Source organism: Chryseobacterium sp. GW821-FHT04C04, from assembly GCF_059420365.1.
This window is the reverse complement of record NZ_JBWKTO010000001.1, coordinates 454,377-476,193: the sequence shown is the minus strand read 5'-3', so window position 1 is coordinate 476,193 and position 21,817 is coordinate 454,377. Positions and strand designations below refer to the sequence as shown.

Here is a 21,817-nt window from a genome sequence, read left to right as displayed (position 1 = left end):
CCGAAGAATGTCAAAAGTGGAATGAGCTATTCCACTGTAGCTTCCGACCTTTACAAATAAGCCTTAGAATCCAAGATCCTAAGGCTTATTTATTTTTGAATAAGGTGATTAATACCTTTAAGTTGTTAACTTAATATCTCACAGGGTGCTATGCAAATCACCCAAGGACATCTTTTGATTCCCGGAGGTGGGCAGCATGCTTCAGAACAGCTTACTGCTCCGCCGTTAATACTCTTTAACTGGTCTCTTGAAATTTTTTTGGAATTTTTCATAGTCAAGTAATTAAATTAAAAATTTAAGGCTGATTTCCACCCCCGCATCCGTCATAAGGCATGCATTGCCATTTTCCGCTGATTAAACATAATTGACCACCTCTGCAATCAATACCACCTTTAATTGTTTTCAATTCCTGTCTTTCGATTTTTTTTAAATTTTTCATAATATTTAGGTTTAGTACGATTCGAAATTAATCAATTTTTGGCAACTAAAATGAAAATGTATTGAAAATATTTATCGTTAATTCATTTATTTGTGTGATGTTTTATTGTAATTCTTCTGAAATCAGGTAAGAATATAATCTGTACAAAGGGTGGAATACCTGTTTAAACAGAATCTATAAAGAATGGGTCTCATCCAGATAAAATCTTGTCCTGTGACAAGTGGGTTTTCATCATGACTTGGTAATTTTGATTAAAAGTTTTTAACTAACCTCAAATCTCAATAATAGTATGAAAAATGTATTCAAATTCTACAACCTGTTGAAAACAATACTGATCATTGCAATCATTATGTGTACAACATCACAGTTATATGGACAGAAAATAAAACCTTCTGAAAGTGGCTATGCACCAGTTAATGGCATTAAAGTGTATTATGAAGTGTATGGACAAGGAGCACCCATTGTATTATTGCATGGTGCCTTTATGACAATCGATATGAATTGGGGAGAATTGATTCCTGAGCTCTCAAAAAACCGGAAAGTAATCGCTATTGAACTGCAGGGACATGGGCACACTCCTTTTTCAGAAAGAAAATTATCGCATGCCACCTTAGCAAGTGATGTAGCAGGGGTAATGGATTATCTGAAGGTTGATAAAGCAGATGTCGTAGGATATAGTTTTGGTGGAGCTATTGCTTACCAGTTTGCTATACAGAATGCCAAAAGATTAAATAAACTAGTGATTATTTCAGCAACGTATAAAAGCAGTGGCTGGATACCTGAAGTAAGTAATGCTTTTAAAACAATGAAACCTGCCTTTTTTATGAATAGTCCTTTACAAACCGGATATGAGGCAGTAGCCCCTGATAAGACAAAATGGACAAAATTCTTAGAGCAGATGATCGCTGCTGCCGGACAGCCATTTGATCTGGGAGATGCTAATATTTCTAAAATTTCAGCACCTGTTTTAATGATAGCAGGGGACAATGACGGACTGGATAAAATTGAGCTTGCAAAAACCTATAAATTATTAGGCGGTGGTATTGCTGCTGATATGGGCGCTATGCCTAAATCTCAATTGGCAGTTGTTCCCGGTCAAAGTCATGTCAGCCTGATGATGCAGACCACAACGATTCTGAATTATCTGAATGGTTTTTTAAAATAGACTGATAAATAAATAGTATTATGAATACAAAATTTGAAGCGGGAATTAATATCGCCTTAAAAATTCCCAAAAATAAATATGAAAAAACAGTTGCTTTTTACAGAGATGTTTTAAAATTTGAAGTTGAGGAAAAACCGATTAATAATCCCACGATTTCCAGAACACATGAAGTGAAATTCGGGAATAACGTCCTTTGGTTAGACTGTGTGGACAACTACACCCATTCCGAAACCTGGTTACAGCTTACAGTTCCTGATATAGAAGAAGCAACACAATATTTGCAGTCAAATGGCATAGAAACCTGTGACGAAATTGAAAAACTTCCTGAAAATATGCATTGGATTACAGATCCGGCAGGTACGGTATTCAATGTACAAGAAAGGGAATAAGAATTAGATCTTCAATGGTAGGAATTTATGTATTGAATTATATTTTTTGAAACAACAAAAGTATTAGTAGAAAGCTGAAACTTATTGTGGTTCTGCAAAAATGAAAAAGATTAATGAAAATTTTATTGAGGCAAATAATGTAATTTTAATACCTTTAGTCATCCAATCATTAAAATTTTAAAATAGTCCTATGCAGACAAAACCATTCACTTTAATTCTGACAATCTTTTTTCAACTAGTAAGTATAGCCGCTTTTTCACAGAAAACAGCTGCTTTAAACTCTTTATTAGACAAAAATTCTGAATTTATTTTCCCGCAGACCACTGATAAAATTTCAAAGGCATTGAATGTAAAAACGGTGTTTTATGAAGATGCCAATGAAGAAAAGTATGCAAAATGGCCTACAAAAACAGGATTGGAACTTTATTGCAGCCTGGGAAAAGATAATATGGTGAATGAAATGTTTTTTACGATTTCAGACAATAAGTATTTGATCGTAGAAGGATTGCCTTTTGGTCTTACCATGAACAAAAGTACATTGCAGGATAGTAAAGTTAAATTGAGTAAATACAATCCGAAGACTCAGAAGCTTGATGCCGGAAGTGAATTTCCTGGCGGTTCAAAACTGATTTTTAAGAAAGGAAAACATTATGCAACTTTACTGTTCGACAGTAAAAATCTCTTAAAGTCATTAGGGCTTACCACAGAGCTTATTAATCAGGCTGTGAATTAATGAGTCTAAAAGAACTTAAATATAATAGAAAATCCGTCATAATGGCGGATTTTTTTATTGGGTGAATGAATCCTGGTTACAGAAATAGAGTCGCTGTATATTCATCTGTAAAAATCTCCCATTTATTTTTTTATTTCCTTAGTTCATTGTTTTAGGTTTGAATAAGAGGCGTGGTTCTAATAGTTTTGACCTATCAAAATAGAAACAACAGTTAATACTATAATAGATGAACAGGGAATTAATTTTTTTAAGAACATTTGCTTTTGCAGCAGTCATTGGAATTGTCTTTTTAACAGCTTCTGCATTCAAAACGGACGGACATCAGAAATTTACTGAAATAGATGTCGAAAGAATCAATATCGTTGAAAAAGACGGTACTGTAAAAATGATTATTACCAATGTCGGGAAATTTCCTAACGGAGAAGATAAGATCAATGGAAATCCTACCAATAAAACAAGAAAGAAACGATCAGGGATGCTTTTCTTCAATGAAGATGGGATTGAATGTGGTGGTTTTATCTATGACGGACAAAAAAATAAGAACGGCCACAGTTCCGGATTATCGCTCACCTATGATCAGTACGACGGGGATCAGGTGATGCAGCTGCTGACTCAGGATTACAGAAAAGGAGATAAAAGAATAGTATCCAGCGGGCTTTATTTCAATGATCGTCCATCAAAAGAATCACAAATCAAAACGGGAGAGATTATGGCAGAGCTGGATCTGCTGAAAGACCAGGAAGCGGTACAGAAAAAATATAAAGAATATGAACAACAGGGACTGATTGGAGGGGCTCCGCGAATGTTGCTTGGGAAAACTAAAGATGAAAATAATGGGCTGTTTTTATTTGACAGCAAAGGACAGCCAAGAGCCAGGTTTTGTGTGGATAAAAATAATGAAGCCAAGCTGGATTTCTTAGATGATAAAGGAAATGTTACTGCCTCGTTTCCCGAAAAGAAAAAATAATAATACAAAGAAATAGCTCTGTAAAAATATAGGGCTATTTTTGTGAAACAATGACCACTCATAAAGCTGATGAAAACTATTTTAAAACAGATTAATCAGAACAGATATTTCCTTCTGTTTATACTTTTGTTTGCCTATCTGCAATCTATTCATATCCGTATAATTATAAGAAGGACATTAGATGCATATGTCTTTACTCCGGAAGCTGCTGTTGCCACTTTTATCAGTGCCTGTATTCTTTTTTTTGTAATGGATTTTTTTATTAAGAATTGGAAAAAATCATCAACATTCAGTATTGCGGATATTCTTAAAATATTCAGTTCTTCACTTTTGACCTACCTTTTGGTTATAAAAATAATAGGCTTTATGATTTCATTGGCCTTCGGGACCATTGAGAAAAATTTCAACAAGGAAGTTGTCACCCTCTCTACTTTTTCGGACCTCATTGGTGGCTTTATATATGGGAGTTTTTTCCTGGCTTACCGTTATTATAAAAAGAATACAGCCTATCAGAAACAGCTGGCTCTTTATCATCAGGCACTGTCTGACAGTAAAATTAATCAACTGAAAGCACAGCTTAATCCTCATTTTTTGTTCAATAATCTCAATATTCTGGATCAGCTTATTGAAGAAGATAAACAAAAAGCTTCTGACTTTTTGAACGAATTTGCTGAAATATACCGCTATGTTCTGGATGTTTCTGATAAAAAAATAATTTCAGTGGAAGAAGAATTGGCTTTTGCAGAAAAATATTTTAAATTGATACAGTACAAATATGGAAATGTTTATTCTTTGAAAGTGAATCATAGTGGGGGGGCAGGGAATATTATTCCGCTTTCACTGCAGTTGCTGCTGGAAAATGCAGTTCAACATAATATTGGGACCTTTGCCAGTCCTGTTTTGATTGTAATAGATCTGAATCATAAAATAACAGTTTCTAATAACAGGCTTCCCAAGCGAAACAGTAAAAAAACTTCCGGAAGAGCATTGAATAATCTTATCGAGCAGTATGCGCTGCTAACAGATCAGCAGGTAGAGATTTTAAAAACAGAAAATGAATTTTCAGTAATCATTCCTATAATTCCATCATAACAAGTATGATAAAAGTGGTAATCATCGAAGACGAAATCCCGGCCAGAAACAAATTGAAACGTTTCATCAGTGAACTCGACGAATCGGTTGAAATTGTTGCAGAAATTGACAAAGTAGAAGAAGCCATCGCTTTTTTTAAAAATTCAAATGTTGATCTGGTCTTTTCTGATATTGAATTATTGGATGGAAATGCCTTTGAAATCTATAATCAAGTGGATATTTCCAGCCCGATTATCTTTACTACGGCCTATGATCAGTTCTTGATGAATGCCTTTGAGAGTAATGGAATAGAATATCTTTTAAAACCATTTTCACAGGATCGTTTCCAAAAAGCCTGGAACAAATTTCTCTTACTGAAAAGCGCTGTATCTGAGCAGCAGGATGTGTTCGTAAAACTTCAGCAAATGCTTAATAACAATCATCCCGGGAAAAACTATAAAAAGAGATTTACAATCAGTTCACATCAGGGAATTTATTTTATAAATACTGAAGATATTGCTTTTTTTGAAGCAGAAGAAGGAATTGTTTTTGCCGTTGACACTGCTGGAAAGAAAAACCTGCTGAATGAGTCAACGTTAAAAGAAATTGAAAAACAGCTGGATCCTTTAGCCTTTTTCAGGATCAACAGAAGTGAACTTGTTCAAAAAAAGCATATTGAAAGAATAGAACGCTACAACAAAAACACCCTCTCCATCAAAATAAAAGGATACAAAGACCGTCTTATTACCAGCCAGAGTATTACCTCTTCCTTCAGAAAGTGGATAGAAGAATAAGGGATGAAATATTTTTTAGAGTCAATAATTTTTAATTCCTAATCAAATCATATGGTCAGTCCATGATTGTTTTTCACCTCAGCCATGACAAAAGTACTGTGGGTACTTCCGATGGAATCTACAGAGCCTAACTTATTAAATACAAAATCCTGATAATGTTTCATATCTCTGACCTGTACTTTCAGAAGAAAGTCAAAATCTCCGGAAATATTATAGCACTCAGCAACTTCTTCAATTTCTAAAATTTCTTTTACAAAATCATAGCCTACAGACCTGTCGTGAATTTTTAGTTTGATCTGACAGAAAACGGTAAACCCACGGTTGAGCTTTTCAGCATCAAGAACAGCAGCATATCTTTTTACAAATCCGTCCTGTTCGAGCCTTTTTACCCTTTCAAAAACCGGCGAAGTAGAAAGGTTTACTTCTTTTGCAAGTTCTTTTACGGTCAGTTTTGCATTTTTCTGGAGCAGCCTGAGCAGCTGTACATCCTTATCATCGAGTTGTTCCACAGAATATTATTCTTTTATAGTATTAAAACAATCAAATTTACAGAATTATATGCTTTAATTTTATTTTTTAAAAGATTAATTTGCTTAATTAATTTACTTTTATTGTGCTTTTGTTCTGTATTATTAATTTTACACAAAATTAAAAACTTTTAATGATGACAATTGTTATCAATAAAAGTACAGTTCTTTAAAGATACTTCATCAAACAGGAAAGGTTTTACTTAAGGTAAATTAATAGGGAATCGTGTGAGAATCACGAGCTGTCGCGCAACTGTAAGTAATACACCAAAGGTTTCTGTCCTTGCATATCCACTGCCAAAGCGGGAAGGATGACGGAAACTGTTACAAGTCAGGAGACCTGCCTTTACTGAATTGACAATGCTTTCGCGGTCTGAAGCTTTTGGGTCATACAGATGATATATCGGATAATGCATTTTTTCGTGTGAGAAAAAATGTACCGTTCGTTATATTACTATTTTCCAAAAACTCTTTATCCAAAGCATTATGAAACATTTTAAAGGGCTTTATCATTAAGTTTAATTAAAAAGTTTAAAAAATGCAAACTCACATTCTGGGCTATCCGCGTATTGGTAGCAAAAGAGAACTCAAAAAAGCCTGCGAGCAATATTGGTCAGGTAAAATTCTTCTGGAAGAACTTCTGAATACAGGCAGGAATATCTGTAACCAAAACTGGAATATTCAGAAAGAAGCAGGTATTGATCTTATTCCGTGCAATGATTTCTCATATTATGATCAGGTGTTGGATATGAGCCTTGTAGTGGGAGCAATCCCGGCACGTTATCATGAAGTGGTGCTGAAAAAGAATAATTCTGAACAGGATCTTTATTTTGCTATGGCAAGAGGATATCAGAAAGAAGGATTGGATATCACAGCGATGGAAATGACCAAATGGTTTGACACCAATTATCACTATATCGTTCCCGAATTTTATAAAAACCAACAGTTTAAGCTGAGTTCAGATAAAATTTTCAATGAATTTGCAGGAGCAAAGCAGGCGGGAATCAACGCAAAGCCGGTTATTATCGGACTTGTTTCTTATCTTCTTTTAGGAAAAGAAAAAGAAGAAGGATTTGATAAACTGGATCTGGCCGGAAATCTTCTTCCCGTATACACAGAGATTTTAACCAAACTTCAGGAGCAGGGCGCTGAATGGATTCAGTTTGACGAACCTTTTCTGGCGTTGGATTTAACGGAAAAAGCGAAAGAAACTTATCATTTTGTTTATTCTGAGATAAGAAAACGCTTCCCGAAACTGAAATTTATTGTTGCTGCGTATTTTGACGGATTGAAAGATAATGTATTGCTTGCTGCTTCACTTCCTGTGGATGTACTGCATATTGATCTTGTAAGAAATCCTGAGCAGCTGGATGATATTCTGAGTGCTATTCCGGAAAGCTTAAGCCTTTCATTAGGAGTAGTTGATGGAAGAAATATCTGGAAAAATGACTATGAAAAGTCATTGTCCTTTATCAAAAAAGCTGTTGAAAAATTAGGACCTGAAAGGATTTTAATTGCTCCATCTTGTTCATTGCTTCATTCACCTTGCGATCTGGATTTTGAAACCCATCTTAATGCTGAGATTAAAAGCTGGCTGGCTTTCGCCAAACAGAAAGTGGAAGAAGTAGTAACGCTTAAAGAACTGGCTTCCGGAACAGAAGATGAACAGATTCTTACAATATTTGAAGACAATAAAAAAGCAATTGCAAGCAGAAGAACATCCTCTCTTATTCATAATGATAAAGTGAAACAAAGAGCCCATGCTGTAACTGAAAAAGATGCGCAAAGAATAAATACATTCAAAATCCGTAAAGAAGAACAGCAAAAAGAATTACAGCTTCCTTTATTCCCAACCACAACGATCGGATCATTCCCTCAGACAACAGAAGTAAGAAGCTGGAGAGCAAAGTTCAAGAAAGGAGAGCTGACGGCAGAACAATATGATGCTCTACTGAAAGAAGAAACCCAAAGAACGATTCGCTGGCAGGAAGAAATTGGAATTGATGTGCTGGTACACGGAGAATTTGAGCGCAATGATATGGTTGAATATTTCGGAGAACAGCTGGAAGGATTTGTATTTACTAAAAACGGATGGGTACAGAGCTACGGAAGCCGTTGTGTAAAGCCTCCTGTAATTTTTGGAGATGTTTCCCGTCCGACTCCTATGACGGTATATTGGTCTCAATATGCGCAATCTCAGACTGAAAAATGGGTGAAAGGAATGCTGACTGGTCCTGTTACGATTTTACAATGGTCATTTGTACGTGATGATCAGCCTCGTTCAGAAACGTGTAAACAAATTGCTTTGGCGATCCGTGATGAGGTGGTAGATCTTGAAAAAGCAGGAATCAGAATTATCCAGATTGATGAACCTGCCATAAGAGAAGGACTTCCATTAAGAAAAACCGACTGGCAAGACTATCTGAAATGGGCTGTGGAAGCTTTCAGGATTTCAGCAAGCGGAGTAGAAGATGCCACACAGATCCATACCCATATGTGCTATTCTGAATTCAATGATATTATTGAAAACATTGCCGATATGGATGCTGACGTGATTACCATAGAATGCTCCCGTTCTCAGATGGAACTGCTGAATGCCTTTGCAGACTTCAAATATCCAAACGAAATTGGTCCTGGTGTTTATGATATTCACTCACCAAGAGTTCCTTCAAAAGAAGAAATGATTGAGCTATTAAGAAAAGCCCAGAATGTAATTCCTGCCAATCAGCTTTGGGTAAATCCGGACTGCGGACTGAAGACCAGACATTGGGAAGAAACAGAAAAAGCTTTAATAGCAATGGTAGCAGCAGCTAAAGAAGCATCAGTGGAATATGCACTTTAAAAAACTTTCAAATAATTAGATTCAGCAATTCAGATCGTGTTATGATTTTCATAGCACGATTTGTCTTTTTTAGTCCCTAAAATATTGATGAATTCTAGTATTGGTTATTCATTTATATAGTATATTTTTGCACTTCGACATTTTTAAAATATTTTTTTTTATTTAAAAATTGTTGACAATTGATAACCAGTTAACTATAAATAAATCCATGAAAGAATCATTTCCTGAAATGAGATCGGAAACCTACAGCCCTGAATATATTGCCAGACTGAGGTGGAGCATTGTCATTCTTTTTGCAGTAATCGCTGTTATTTTGCTCATATTTTTTATTGAGGCCGTTTCAGCATCTTCTCCAGATACTTCTGCTACGACGATCTTTCTTTTTCTCTTTCTTATTACAGGAGCGTTATCAGGTTGGCTGGCTTATGAAATCACCAGAAATAAAGATAAGAAGATCAGTGGTATGCTGATCAATCATCAGGGAATTCTGTTTCTTAACAGAAATGATAAAGTTCTTTCAGAAATTAGATATCAGGATTTGGTCAAAAGCCAGGATCCTTATACAAAAGATATCTATTCTGAGGCTGCTTCCAACGGAAAATACAGCAACTTCAGAAAGAATCTGTATGTTCATGAAAAAGATGAAAACAGAAAATCCAGAAAGAAGCTTATCAATCTGGATATAGTCACCCTTAAAAACCGATATGATCTTATCGGGCATTTTCTGAAAGGCATACAAACTTTCCGTCCTGATCTGAAAATTGATACAGAGGTTTACACAGATTTTTATCTTGATAAGAAAACATTGCGTTATGCTCCTGAAAATCTTAAAAGCGATATGAAAGTGAAAATCATTACCATAGCAGTTATAATCCTGATCATTCTCGCTTTCAGGTATGTTTTTTTAGATGAAGTTTAAGTTATTTTGCCTGTAATGAGCTTGGAGAAAATCCAAACTGTTTTTTAAAGGCAAAAGAAAAGTGAGATAAATTTTCAAATCCAAGATCAAGATAGATCTCAGAAACCGATTTTCCTTTTTGGGTAAGTAGAAAATGGGCCTCCCGTAATCTTCTGAGCTGCAGCCATTGCCTTGGTGGAATCCCAAATATTTTTTGAAAATCTCTTTTAAAGGAAGATAAACTTCTCCCTGTTAAGTAAGCAAAACGCTCTACATTAACATTGAAATGAAAATTCTTGTTCATAAAAGCTTCAATGTCAATTTTATAAGGTTCCGAAAAATCAAATAAAATATCCTTAAGACCTGGATCATAGTTCAGCAGAAGCAGTAAAGCTTCTTTTTGTTTGAGACGCAGAATTTCTTCGGAAGCAGTAAGATCTTCATATGCCAATAATGAGTACATAAAAGAAGTTAATGCCTTTTGATCCGGTTTTATAAAGGCTGGAACATTGTCTTTCTTCTCTGCCTGATATCCATATTCACGGCTGAATTCATGGAGTATAGCATCGTCAAAATAGATAGAAACAGTTTTGATTTCACCATTTTTAGGCGGATATTTTGCAAATTTCAGTAAACTGTTTTTCCTCGCAGAATAAAGTTCACCTTCCTTGAACAGGGTTTTGTTAATGCCGTCATTCAATTCCATTTCTCCGGAAAGAACCAGCCCAAGACTGTGAATCTGCGCAAACTGTTCTCCTTCTCTGAATTCTGAAAAGTAGCAGGAATAGTTGATAGGAAAGGGAATGTTATTTTCACTCATGGCTCAGAGGATTATTTTTTGATCGATTCTTTTTCAAACTTACAAAACTTTTTTAGCATCATAGAATCTTCACAGCAGAATGATCCTGGGAACATTTTGCTGTGAAGGATATCATATTACGCCAGAATGGCTTTTGGTTCCAGATAGGCTTCCAACCCGAACACCCCAAACTCACGTCCGATACCGCTTTGTTTAAAACCACCAAAAGGCGCAAAAGGATCATGTGAGAATCCATTTATACAGATTCTTCCGGCGTCAATCTGTGCTGCAACATTTTCTGCATGTTCTTTATCCGCAGAGCTGATGTAAGCGGCCAGACCATAAGTGGTATCATTGGCAATCGCAATCGCTTCCTCTTCATTGGCATAAGGAATAATAGACAATACAGGTCCGAAAATCTCCTCCTGTGCAATACGCATATCATTACGGACATTAGTAAAAATGGTAGCCTTTACAAAATTTCCACTTTCAAGGCCTTCCGGTTTGCCTTCTCCTCCCGCAAGCAGAGTAGCCCCTTCTTCCTGCCCCAGGCGGATATAACTTTGTACTCTTTCAAATTGCTTGGCACTTACCATAGGCCCGACAAGAGTGTCTTCTTCATTAGGATTCCCTACTTTTACCTGTCCTGCAGCTTTTTTAGCCAGTTCATTCACTTCATCCAGTCTGTTTTGAGGAACAAGCAGACGGGTAGGGGCGATACATGCCTGCCCGTTGTTCATATAAGCTCCGAAAACAGCCATAGGAATAGCTTTATCAAGATCAGCATCTTCCAGGATGATATTAGGAGATTTTCCGCCAAGTTCTAATGTTACTCTTTTCATCGTATCTACAGCACCTTTAGCAATCGCTTTTCCTGTTAATGTAGATCCGGTGAAAGAGATTTTAGCGATGTCCGGATGCTGGGTAATTTCAGCTCCTACTATATTTCCTAATCCATTTACGATATTGAATACGCCTTCCGGTAAACCTGCTTCATGAAAACATTCCGTAATAAGCTGGGTTTGTGCTGCACTCATTTCACTTGGTTTGATTACAGTTGTACATCCTGCAGCAATAGCAGTGGCAAGCTTGCTGCAAATGAAACTGTTGCTGGCATTCCATGGCGTAATGATTCCCACTACTCCCAGAGATTCAAAACGGACTTTAGAATGTCCGACTGTTTTTTCAAAGTCATAAGATTCCAGAGTAGTAATGGTGGTTGTGAAGGCTGAAATCGCATTTTGAACGCTCATCCTGCAGAACTGCAATGTTCCTCCATATTCATTCACCATTGCAGAAACCAGTTCATGCTCCCGTTTGCTTACAGCTTCATGAAGCTTTTTAAGAATACTGATGCGTTCTTCTTTTGTTGTTTTTGAAAATGTTTTGAACGCTTTCTTCGCTGCAGCGATGGCCATTCGGGTATCTTCTTCATTTCCCAGAACTACTTCTCCGGTTTTTTGATTGGTAGTAGGATTTATAAGGTCAAATGTTTCTGTTCCGTTCGGTGTAACAAATTCACCGTTGATATACATTGTATTAATCTGTTTCATTTTGATGATTTTACTACCACAAAGTTCGTCAGAAACAGAAAATACAGGTTTGTTGTATGGTTCAAATTTTATTTGTTGTATGGTTCATTTTAGAGTATTAATTGGGTTGAAAACATAGCCTGATAATTTCGTTTTTTTAATAAAAATTTAATAACATGTTATTCTTCGATAAAATTGACTATTTTTATCATAACCAAGTAAATAACTCGTTTTGAGAACAACTCTTAAACTTATTATCGCTTAGTATCAGTCTCAGTAACCACAGGCTGATCGTTCTTTCGTTTGGGTAATTCTACCCGAACAGGTTTTCATTTCATCATATTATGTATTGCATTGCCTGTAAAGGGCAGCTGTATCTGCTGTTTCAGTTTTAACAATTACTATTGATAAAAAACTGAAATATATGGCAAACTATACCTTAAGAAATACTCTTTGGGGTAAGAGCCAGGTGCATACCGACTTTCTTGTAATGCTTGAATAGTATGGAAAAAATCCAACAAAGAATACGAAGCACAATTATAAGTAATGAGTACACACTATATATGGGAGGTACAAGCTAAAAATACTCCCTTACTCAAAAAGAAATGCAGCCATTGTAACAGCGAAAGATTTTATTGCAGCGATAAATTCAGATTAAATGCTCAAAAAAAGAATATTGATATATGGCTAATTTACAGATGTGTAAAATGCAGCAATACCTACAACCTGACTGTATTTTCAAGAATAAGAACAGAATCCATCAGTAAAGAGATATTCAACAAATTTTCAGAAAATAGTACGGAAATCGCCTGGGAATATGCTTTCTCACAGGAAATAAGAAGGAAAAATAATGTGGAAGCAGATTTGGAAAGTGTAGAATATAAAATTCTACATCAAACCCTTCCAGTAGAGGATATTATCAATATGGACAATGAAATGATTTCGTTTCAAATACAATGTCCTTTTGATTTTAACATAAGAGCTTCAACGGTTATCAGAATATGCTTAGGCCTTTCATCATCTACATTGAATCTGCTGCTTGACACAGATGCAGTTTATTGTAATGAAAAACCTTTACAAAAGAAATATAAGATTAAAAGGGGTGACATTGTTACGATCAACAGACAAAAGCTGATCAATATTTATCTTATTGAGAAAGAAATTGTGAATATTATCAATGACAAATAATTGAAATAAAGCCTCCAAATCAATGATCTGGGGGCTTTTTATTTACATCTTACTTTGATTGCTTTAAAATATTGATCTGTTTCTGCAAAGTCTGTTTTTCCGATTTTGATAGGGTAAGACGGATGGCTTCTTCAAAATGATGAATGGCTTTATCTGTATCGAGCTCAGCATACAAATATCCCAATAATCCATGATAATATTCATTGTCTGTGAGAGTAAGTTTTTCCGCTTCAGTGATTGCTGTCTTATTTCCATAGACTTTGGAAAAAGCAAAAGCTCTGTTTAAAGCAGTAATGGGAGAATATTCAAAAATAATAAGCTGATTGTACAGGTTTAAAATATGCTGCCATTTATTTTTACCAGCCGGAGAAGTATGCCAATAAGCGATACCTGCTTCCAGATGATATTTAGAAATGGAGGTATTGCTAGTCTGACAGGCTTCTATCAGGTAATAATTGCCTTTTTCAATCAAAGCTTTATCCCATAATGTTTCGTCCTGCTCATCAAAGAGAACCGTTTCACCTTTATCATTCGTTCTGGCATCGAGCCTTGAACTCTGAAAACACATCAATGCCAGTAATGCATTAGTTGTAGGGGTATTCGTAAATGGATGATCAGTAAGAATCAGGGTGAGTCTTATCGCTTCCAGACACAGATCTTTACGGATTAAAAGGTTATTTGTTCTGGAGAAATAGCCTTCATTAAACAGTAAATATAAAGCAGTCAATACCACTTCCAAACGTTGGTGAATATCCTGTTCACTTAAAGATTCTATTGTAAAATGATGGGTTCTGAGCTTTTCCCGTCCCCGTTGCAAACGTTTTTTGATGGTTTCCGTTTTGGAAAGAAAGGCATTAGCAATTTCTTCTATACTAAAACCACAGAGAATCTGAAGAGCCAGACCTATTTGGGTTTCCTGGGAATTGACAGGATTACAGATCATAAAAATCATTTCCAGCTGGCTGTCAGATATATTTTTGGTGTCAAAGTCTATTGTATAATTTTCATTTTCAAATATTTTTACCCCTTCCTGTTTGTTTTTTTCAATAATGGAAAGATGCTTGAAATAATCTTTTGCTTTATTTTTAGCCACTGTATAAAGCCATGCCGCAGGATTATCCGGGAGTCCGTTTACAGCCCAATATTCTGAAGCTTTCAGAAAGGTTTCGCTGGCAATATCTTCTGCAATTTCGATATGTTTAATATCAAAACTTTTACAAAGTACTGCAACGATTTTGCTGTATTCGGTTCTGAATAAATGTGGCGTTATTTCATTCGGATTGACCATGGTATATCAAAAAAGCTCTATCAAATGTAATTATATTTGCTTTGGATACGCAGAAGCGCAATAAAAATAGTATCTCCTTCACTTCCCAATTTTTTGATTCGTATCAGTGACGATTGATTTTCTCTAACGGGGACAACTTTGGTAAATATAATGGGTGGAATTATTTCAGAACCATAGTTGTTCTGAAAACCCCTACTGCATTTCCGGTAATACTTATGATGTCGGGTTGATTGTCTTTGACAGTTACCCGTACCTTTACTTTACCAATTCTGTTGAGGGTTTCACCCTGTTTTCCTGTGAATTCAAAAATCCCATCAGCAGCCTCCCTTATTTTGTTTTGAATAAGATAACCTCCCAAAGGTCCGTTCGCATTTCCGGTAACCGGATCTTCAGAAATGCCGATGGCTGGAGCAAACATTCTTCCATTGGTTAAAATATCTTTTTCATCCGTATCAAAAGTAAATACAAAATACCCATTACAGCCGATTTCTTTACTAAGTTTTTCCAAAGCGATAAGATCAGGAGTAAGTTGATTTAAAGTTGTACTGCTTTTAATGCCGATCATGACTTTTGAATGTCCTGTTGAAGCAATTTGTACCGGACATTTTTCATCAAGATCATCCATGGTCAACTCCAGAGCCAGCACAATTTTCTGAATGGTTGAAGCATCAAAAACAGGGCTCAGTTCAAAGTTTCCCTGTGTCATGGTGATAAGATAATCATTGCTTTTCCTGTCAATATAAATCGGCAATATTCCGATTTGGGTATTTATTGTAATGGTACAGGAACCCAGCTGGTCTTCCTGAGCTTTTGCATAGAGTGCGGCAATAGTAGCATGCCCGCAGGAAGGAACTTCTGTGGTGGGAGTGAAGTAACGAACATGATAGTCAAAATTTTCTTCCCGGGTATCAGGTTTGAAAACAAATGCGGTTTCAGAATTGTTAAGTTCCCGGGCAATCAGCTGCATTTCTTCAGACGTAAGATTTTCAGCATTTAATACCACTCCTGCGGGATTTCCTTTGAATTTTTCTTTGGTAAAAGAATCTATTTGATAGATGATTACTTCTTTCATGACGGATGATTAAGTTTACTGTAAAAATAAGGAATGAACACGGAGATTAAGCATTTTATTTAATCATCATTCAGCCATTCCAGGAAATTCTGAACCCGTACTCTGCTTACAATAATTTCGTGGGGGCATTCTGGTTCAAATTCGATATTCAGCCTACTATTTTCCACCTTTTTAATTCCTTTGATCGCTTTAATATTGGCAATGCAATTGCGGGAAACCCTGAAAAACAGATCTTCAGTGAGCTGATCTTCCAATTGGTCCAGAGTATAATTGATGATATACCTCTTATTGTCAAAAGTATGCAGCATCACTACTTTTTCTTCACTATAGAAATAGGCGATGTTTTTGGATTCCACATACAGATATCCTTCACGGGAATGTACCAAATATCTGTTTTTTACTTTTTTCATCAATGATGATTCCACCATACGAATGCCTGTTTCTTTTTGTTCTCTGTCAAAATGCAGGTCTTCCAGCTTTATAAGTGCCCGTTCCAGATCCTCTTCAGAGATAGGTTTCAGTAAATAATCTATACTATTGACTTTAAAAGCCTGGATTGCATATTCATCATAGGCCGTCGTAAAAATAATAGGAACTTCCACTTTGATGTGATTGAATATTTCGAAGCAGCTTCCGTCCGAAAGGCTAATATCCATCAGGATAAAATCAGGGTTATTTTCCTGAAGAAATTCCACAGACTCCAGCACACTTTGAGCTCTTGCCAACAATATATCATTCGGACGGAGTTTATCCATCATTCGTTTAAGTTCGGAAAAAGCCAGACGCTCATCTTCAATGATCAGGTATTTTTTCATTCTACGAAAGGTATTTTAACAATAAACTCATCCTTTTCTTCTATTATTTCAAGTTTTTTATGATAGCGGTCGTATTGTGCAATCAGAAAAGACAGACCTATTCCTTCTCCTTTGATGGCATCATTTCGCAAAGATATTTTGTTTCGGAAAGATATGCCGTTCTCATCGGCAGAAATATGAATCAGCAGTGGAGTTGCGGCTGAACTTATATTGTGCTTGAAGGCATTTTCCAACAGGAGCTGAAAGCTGAAAGCCACAATTTTCTGGTGTTGCCATTGATCCATTGTTTTGATATCAATGATAAAGCCTTTCTCAAATCTTATTTCCATTAAAAACTGGTATTGGCGAAAGAAATGCATCTCTTCCTGTAAAGTATTCAGTGGTTTTTTACTTACAGAAAGTACCTGTCTGTATACCTGCGACAGAGCTTTGGTGTATTTGTTGGCCTGTTCCTGATTTTCATATATCAGGGAAGACAGTACATTCAGAGAATTGAACAGAAAATGTGGATTTACCTGTGCCCGCAATGCATTATACTGATACATCAGCATATTGTGTTTTGCTTTTTCAGAAGCTTTAATGGCTTTGCGCTCTGCCTGAAAGTAAAATAATAAATCGAGTACCAGCAGAATGGGCAGATTGGCAGTTATATTAAGAATAAGACCTGTTTTATAAGAAAGAGACTGCTTTATTCCTAGATCAAATATCTCTGTAACAATAAAATTGAATGCAAAATACAGCAAAATACAGAGCAGAATATTACTTACAAATAATGAAGAAGCATGTCTATACATACTGGTATGCATGGGAGTAATTCCATTGATTAATTTGATCAACAGATAATCCAGAAAAGTCATTACCAGTACAATAGGGTATATAAGCACAAACTGCAGCGGAAAATTATCCCACAGGCTGATTTTAGACAGAATACTGCTCTGCATAATGGTATTGAAGAAAAAGATCTGGTATACGGTGTAGATGGAAGTGACAATGAAATAATAAAGAGCAATCACATATTTCCTGTTCTTTGTCTCCTGATCTTTGAAAATTTCAGCAAAATCCATATTCAATATTGTGTTGGTGATAAAAGGTATAATAAAGCCGTTCTGTTCATTTTTGTGATACAAGAATAAGTTATTTTCGTTTTCCTGCAAAGTTATATTTAATCCCTGCAGAAATATAAACTGAAGGATCAAAAGTAGCATTTCCCCATTTCAAAAATTGGGAAGGTTCCCGGTCTCTGTATCGGTCTGTACGTCCGAAGTTTGCTCCAAATGTGCCACTGAACGTCCAGTTGTTGATTCGATACTCAGGTTCTATGCCAAGACTTACGAAATGATGATCAAAATATTTCTTCTGTCCGTCAATTTTGGCAAGAGAAAAGAAAAATTTCGGACGGTTTACAATGCGCAAAGCCAGAGTTTCATTAAATCTGTAGCCCACAGAGAATTTGGGAGTATAACTAAACTCAGCATGGTATTCCATTCCCCGTTTTTTTTCACTATGGTATTGAAAATAAGGCATGGGAATAAGCATCGGCTTATCAAAAGCATTATTTGCGATGAGGGCAACGCCAAGTTTTATCTTAGGACGGATCTGCCATATCAATGAAGAATAGGCGTTTATTACAACCTGATCTATTTCGAGTTTTTGAAGATCGGTATGGGTAGAATATACCCCTGCTGAAACTCCTCCGACAAACATCAGTTTCTCATGTATCGGAGTCATATACAGTACTCCAAGGTCTGTAGATGCCATTTCTTTAGGCAAGGCTTCTGTGGCAGCGCCCTCATTGCTGAACGAAGTGTATGAAGCATTAAGCGTTGCTGCCCATATTTTAGGTTGTTGATAAGCAGTTGGCTTTACACTTACCGGAGCGGTTACTGTAAGGGTGGTGGTAAAAGCAGAGCTTTTTCCGTCGGTTTTTTCCCGGTTATCATCAATGTATTTTTGCTGTGGCAGATATTCAGATCTGATTTCTATCTGAGCAAAAGCTTGAACTGCCTGTGTGAAAGCAGCCATTATAATCCATTTCTTTCTCATATATTTCTTTTTTGAAAGCACAAAGAAACTTTAATATTTGTTTAGTTTATTGTTTGTCAGATTGTTAAATGATGGATTAAAGAAAAGGAAGGATAGAATGAATTATTCTGATGATGAATTTCTGTATACGATTTTTTACAATCCTGATTATGTGATAAAAAATAAACCAGAATCCTGAGATTCTGATTTATTAATTAATGAATAGAAAGTTTATTGGGAATTTTAATCCCATTTATTTTGGGTAGAAACAGCATATTTTCCGGCACCGGTAAAGAAAAAACTGAGACTTACCAGCATATAGATTACCAGAAGTTCCAGAGCCCAGCCTCCAAATTCATTAAGCTTGAAAATATTAGCCTTTTGGGCAAGAATAGTAGCGGTGAAGCAATTGGCGGCAAAGATCAATCCTGCCAGACGTGTCCGGAATCCAATAATCAATAGGATGGGAGCTATAATTTCTCCTGCAAATACCCCATAAGCAAAGAATGATGGTAAACCGTGCATCGTCATCATATCTTCAATAAACCCAATCCCGTGGATTAATTTATTGATTCCATAAACCGACATGGGAAATCCGATTGCTATTCTGGTGATAAGTAGTCCTAAATCAATGTTCTTTTTCATTTCTTATAATTATTTAAAAGTTATATTTCACAAATGCCCCGATATTTTCCAGGGTCTTTTTTCCATTATTAAACTGGTCGAAATTGGAAGCCAGTCCGTACATCATTTTATCCTGTTTTACGCCCAGTCTGATAAACTGCAGTCCTCTGGGATATCCGCTGTCATCAATATTCCCAATAGAGAGTACACTGAAATATCCCTTGAAATTTTCTGTCAGACAGGGGGTGTATTCAAATGATACAGACTGTTCCAGAGAAAATCCTTTCTGATAGGTAGCTCCTATAGAGTAGGAAAGAGAATAAGAGGAGTGAATGATTTTATATTGGAGATAAGTACTGAAAAATGCTCCCGGGTTTTTCATTCCAAATGCTGCATTGGCGCTCAGTCTTTTGGTAATATTATAGGAGAGAGTATTTCTGATGAAGAAAATATTTTCTTTGTCTTTGGTATATTCTGTATCAAATAGGGTAAGATTGTTCAATTTCAACCGTTCATTCAGCTGATAATTGACATTGTGCATATAAGTATAGGAGCGATGTCCTAAAACAAGATCCGGGGTATAGGAAAGTTTCTGTGCATTCAGACTCAGCGAAGCTGATGCAAGAGCTATTATAGCGATAATTTTTGCCTTCATATTTCACTCATTAAATTTCTGTGAGCAAAATTATTAGGGCTGGAGGGGAATAAACTTAAGAAATCTTAAGAAACGTCAGACAGGTGCTTTTTTCTCAGATAGCTCAGATATTCGACGGTTATTCCAAGATGAGAAGCGATCATGTATTGAGGAAAACGCTGTTCGATATTACGGTAAGTAGTGACAAATGTTCTGTATTTGGTGTAGGCATCAACACGTGAATGTTCAAAGGTTCTTTCCTGTAAAGTAACATAGGCAGACTGCATTTTCAGCCGCCAGAATTCGGAAATGGCCGGAACTTCTTTGTATAATAGCTCCAAATTGTTTTTACTGATCTGTACAATTGTGGTATTTTCATTAGCCTGAATAAACATCCTTGAAGGCAATTCACTCAGGTAGCTGTAAAGATCATTCACCCACCAGTTTTCAATACCCAGCTGAGTGGTGTTTTCTTTTCCCTTTTCATCAATATGATAAGCATACAGACTTCCCTTTGCAATGAAGCGCATGTGTCTGGAAACCTGTCCTTCACGAAGCAGAAAGTCTTTCTTTTTAAGTTGTATGATTTCTAATCTGGGAGCGATACAGTCAATATCTTTATCTTCTAAAGAGACTATTTCCTTAAAGTGTTCTATCAGCTGTAAAAGTATTGTATCGTTATCCATGATAAAATATTGTAGCTTACCGTAATGAATCTAAGGTATTGCCTACAGTACAAATTTACACAAATATTAAAAATTTCAGGAATAACAAAGGCTGAACCTCAGTTGAAAGAATGATTAGTATTGAAAAAAGTAATCTCATTGAAAGCTAAAATACTCAACAAGAAACTATTATTTGTAGTTTTGTGAATATCATGAAAATAGAGAATATGTCATTCATCAACGATTTAGGCAAAATTATTTTTTTCCTGTTTCTGCTGTTAAGCGCTTTTTTGATTACAGCAAAATCAGAAAGGAAATTACCCAATTATCTATTTGCAGCCTTTCTGTTGATTTCTGTGATTGATCTTTCTGGCTTCTTTCTGGCACCGTCTGATAATACAATGATTAAAGGGTTCAAATTAGGCAGTGTTCTGCTCCAGATGCCTCTCTATTTTCTGTACGTCAATGCTGCCTGTTATTATAATTTTACCCTTCGTACAAAACATCTCCTGCATGCATTACCGTTTTTGTTCTTTTTGTTGTGGTTTAGCATAACAGGAATTTCTGAGCAAAATAATCAGATATTTGATATTGTTTCTACGGTTCAGTATTACTGTTATATCGTTGCTGTATTTCTTGTACTCAGGACATTCCGGAAGCTGTATAAGGAAAATTACTCAAGCAATCATCATCTTACGTATAAATGGCTGATGCAGACCACTATTCTCTTTTTGATCGGGAATTTTTTTGTATTGCTGAGAGGTTTTATGAAGGTTGATTCTTCTGCTTTTATGTATTTATATGCATTTTCATCACTGTTTGTTTTATTTATCATCAGCTGGTTTGTATTAAATGCTTTATACCGTCCCAATCTTTTGGCTGGGATCAATAAGGATCTGACTCCTATACAAAAAATTGAAGAGCCTCAAAAAGAGGAACCGGAACAGTTGAAAAATCTCCTGAAATTTATGGAAACTGAAAAACCATATCTGGACGATAAGCTTACTTTGCAGAAACTGGCGAAACAGATCGATATTCCGGAAAAGCAATTGTCGGGATTAATCAACCAGCATACGGGTAAACATTTTTTTGACTTTATTAATGAGTTCAGAATTAATAAAGCGAAAGCGATTCTTAAAAATCAGCCTCAGCTTACCGTGCTTGAAGTTCTGTATGAAGTGGGTTTCAATTCCAAATCTTCATTTTATACAGCATTCAAAAAAGAAACAGGGGTTACTCCTACAGATTACAGAAAATCAATTGTTTAGATAGTGTCCGACTTTAAATCGCACTGATTTTTTAGATAAAAATAGTCCGATTTCCGGTAGTCGGATATTTAAATCATTGCAAAAT

23 protein-coding genes and 1 riboswitch are annotated in these 21,817 nt (G+C 35.9%); of the genes, 10 read left to right on the top strand and 13 right to left on the bottom strand.

The window, feature by feature from the left end; genetic code table 11:
• Positions 1-125: 125 nt before the first annotated feature.
• Together AC07UM_RS02195 and AC07UM_RS02190 are read right to left on the bottom strand one after the other, a co-directional pair.
• Positions 126-272 (bottom strand): bacteriocin-like protein, encoded by a 147-nt coding sequence (locus tag AC07UM_RS02195; RefSeq protein WP_165835290.1) that lies wholly within the window; start codon positions 270-272, stop codon positions 126-128.
• A 23-nt stretch (positions 273-295) separates the two neighbouring features.
• Positions 296-439 carry a bacteriocin-like protein gene (locus AC07UM_RS02190; protein WP_153816340.1) on the bottom strand — a complete coding sequence of 48 codons (144 nt, stop codon included), beginning with the start codon at positions 437-439 and terminating at the stop codon, positions 296-298.
• Between the two features lie 289 nt (positions 440-728).
• Between AC07UM_RS02190 and AC07UM_RS02185 the strand changes: the two genes are divergently transcribed.
• From AC07UM_RS02185 to AC07UM_RS02160, 6 genes are all read left to right on the top strand, one after another.
• Complete coding sequence (locus tag AC07UM_RS02185) at positions 729-1,604, top strand: alpha/beta fold hydrolase (RefSeq protein WP_494682693.1); 876 nt, start codon at positions 729-731, stop codon at positions 1,602-1,604.
• Positions 1,605-1,624: 20 nt separating this feature from the next.
• Positions 1,625-1,993 (top strand): VOC family protein, encoded by a 369-nt coding sequence (locus AC07UM_RS02180; RefSeq protein WP_494682694.1) that lies wholly within the window; start codon positions 1,625-1,627, stop codon positions 1,991-1,993.
• 190 nt (positions 1,994-2,183) lie between these two features.
• Positions 2,184-2,726: a hypothetical protein gene (locus tag AC07UM_RS02175; protein WP_494682695.1), complete on the top strand. Its 543-nt coding sequence runs from the start codon at positions 2,184-2,186 to the stop codon at positions 2,724-2,726.
• A 226-nt stretch (positions 2,727-2,952) separates the two neighbouring features.
• Complete coding sequence (locus tag AC07UM_RS02170; RefSeq protein ID WP_494682696.1) at positions 2,953-3,693, top strand: hypothetical protein; 741 nt, start codon at positions 2,953-2,955, stop codon at positions 3,691-3,693.
• A gap of 69 nt (positions 3,694-3,762) precedes the next feature.
• Entirely contained in the window at positions 3,763-4,785 is a 1,023-nt protein-coding gene (locus tag AC07UM_RS02165; RefSeq protein WP_494682697.1) for a sensor histidine kinase, read from the top strand.
• 5 nt (positions 4,786-4,790) lie between these two features.
• The gene (locus AC07UM_RS02160; protein ID WP_494682698.1) at positions 4,791-5,558 is read left to right on the top strand and encodes a LytR/AlgR family response regulator transcription factor; all 768 of its coding nucleotides are present in this window, start codon (positions 4,791-4,793) and stop codon (positions 5,556-5,558) included.
• A gap of 47 nt (positions 5,559-5,605) precedes the next feature.
• Here AC07UM_RS02160 and AC07UM_RS02155 read toward each other — a convergent pair whose 3' ends face one another.
• On the bottom strand, positions 5,606-6,067 hold the full coding sequence (locus tag AC07UM_RS02155; RefSeq protein WP_089690995.1) for an Lrp/AsnC family transcriptional regulator: 462 nt from the start codon (positions 6,065-6,067) through the stop codon (positions 5,606-5,608).
• 195 nt (positions 6,068-6,262) lie between these two features.
• Positions 6,263-6,447: riboswitch (cobalamin riboswitch) on the top strand.
• 176 nt (positions 6,448-6,623) lie between these two features.
• On the opposite strand from AC07UM_RS02155, the gene metE reads away from it, so the two are divergent.
• Together metE and AC07UM_RS02145 are read left to right on the top strand one after the other, a co-directional pair.
• The gene (gene metE, locus AC07UM_RS02150) at positions 6,624-8,927 is read left to right on the top strand and encodes a 5-methyltetrahydropteroyltriglutamate--homocysteine S-methyltransferase (protein ID WP_494682699.1); all 2,304 of its coding nucleotides are present in this window, start codon (positions 6,624-6,626) and stop codon (positions 8,925-8,927) included.
• Between the two features lie 208 nt (positions 8,928-9,135).
• Positions 9,136-9,846 (top strand): hypothetical protein, encoded by a 711-nt coding sequence (locus AC07UM_RS02145; protein WP_494682700.1) that lies wholly within the window; start codon positions 9,136-9,138, stop codon positions 9,844-9,846.
• Position 9,847: 1 nt separating this feature from the next.
• Here AC07UM_RS02145 and AC07UM_RS02140 read toward each other — a convergent pair whose 3' ends face one another.
• Positions 9,848-10,645, bottom strand: a complete 798-nt coding sequence (locus AC07UM_RS02140; protein WP_494682701.1) for a helix-turn-helix domain-containing protein — start codon at positions 10,643-10,645, stop codon at positions 9,848-9,850.
• 116 nt (positions 10,646-10,761) lie between these two features.
• A complete protein-coding gene (locus tag AC07UM_RS02135; RefSeq protein ID WP_494682702.1) occupies positions 10,762-12,177 on the bottom strand; it encodes an aldehyde dehydrogenase family protein in 1,416 nt (471 codons plus the stop codon).
• Between the two features lie 525 nt (positions 12,178-12,702).
• On the opposite strand from AC07UM_RS02135, the gene AC07UM_RS02130 reads away from it, so the two are divergent.
• On the top strand, positions 12,703-13,344 hold the full coding sequence (locus tag AC07UM_RS02130) for a DUF1062 domain-containing protein (RefSeq protein WP_494682703.1): 642 nt from the start codon (positions 12,703-12,705) through the stop codon (positions 13,342-13,344).
• A 49-nt stretch (positions 13,345-13,393) separates the two neighbouring features.
• Here the strand turns inward: AC07UM_RS02130 and AC07UM_RS02125 are convergent, their stop codons facing one another.
• The 8 genes from AC07UM_RS02125 to AC07UM_RS02090 form a co-directional block, all read right to left on the bottom strand.
• Positions 13,394-14,632, bottom strand: coding sequence for an RNA polymerase sigma factor (locus AC07UM_RS02125; protein WP_494682704.1), 1,239 nt, complete (start codon positions 14,630-14,632; stop codon positions 13,394-13,396).
• Between the two features lie 160 nt (positions 14,633-14,792).
• On the bottom strand, positions 14,793-15,704 hold the full coding sequence (locus AC07UM_RS02120) for a PhzF family isomerase (protein ID WP_494682705.1): 912 nt from the start codon (positions 15,702-15,704) through the stop codon (positions 14,793-14,795).
• 59 nt (positions 15,705-15,763) lie between these two features.
• Complete coding sequence (locus AC07UM_RS02115; RefSeq protein WP_494682706.1) at positions 15,764-16,519, bottom strand: LytR/AlgR family response regulator transcription factor; 756 nt, start codon at positions 16,517-16,519, stop codon at positions 15,764-15,766.
• Complete coding sequence (locus AC07UM_RS02110; RefSeq protein WP_494682707.1) at positions 16,516-17,583, bottom strand: sensor histidine kinase; 1,068 nt, start codon at positions 17,581-17,583, stop codon at positions 16,516-16,518. Before AC07UM_RS02110 ends, AC07UM_RS02115 begins: the two co-directional genes overlap by 4 nt.
• Before the next feature lie 70 nt (positions 17,584-17,653).
• Positions 17,654-18,562, bottom strand: a complete 909-nt coding sequence (locus tag AC07UM_RS02105; RefSeq protein WP_494682708.1) for a DUF6268 family outer membrane beta-barrel protein — start codon at positions 18,560-18,562, stop codon at positions 17,654-17,656.
• Between the two features lie 222 nt (positions 18,563-18,784).
• Complete coding sequence (locus AC07UM_RS02100) at positions 18,785-19,186, bottom strand: DoxX family protein (protein WP_494682709.1); 402 nt, start codon at positions 19,184-19,186, stop codon at positions 18,785-18,787.
• 13 nt (positions 19,187-19,199) lie between these two features.
• Entirely contained in the window at positions 19,200-19,820 is a 621-nt protein-coding gene (locus tag AC07UM_RS02095; RefSeq protein ID WP_494682710.1) for a hypothetical protein, read from the bottom strand.
• Between the two features lie 65 nt (positions 19,821-19,885).
• Positions 19,886-20,485, bottom strand: a complete 600-nt coding sequence (locus AC07UM_RS02090) for a Crp/Fnr family transcriptional regulator (RefSeq protein WP_494682711.1) — start codon at positions 20,483-20,485, stop codon at positions 19,886-19,888.
• Positions 20,486-20,676: 191 nt separating this feature from the next.
• Between AC07UM_RS02090 and AC07UM_RS02085 the strand changes: the two genes are divergently transcribed.
• Positions 20,677-21,732 carry a helix-turn-helix domain-containing protein gene (locus AC07UM_RS02085; RefSeq protein ID WP_494682712.1) on the top strand — a complete coding sequence of 352 codons (1,056 nt, stop codon included), beginning with the start codon at positions 20,677-20,679 and terminating at the stop codon, positions 21,730-21,732.
• Positions 21,733-21,817 lie beyond the last annotated feature (85 nt).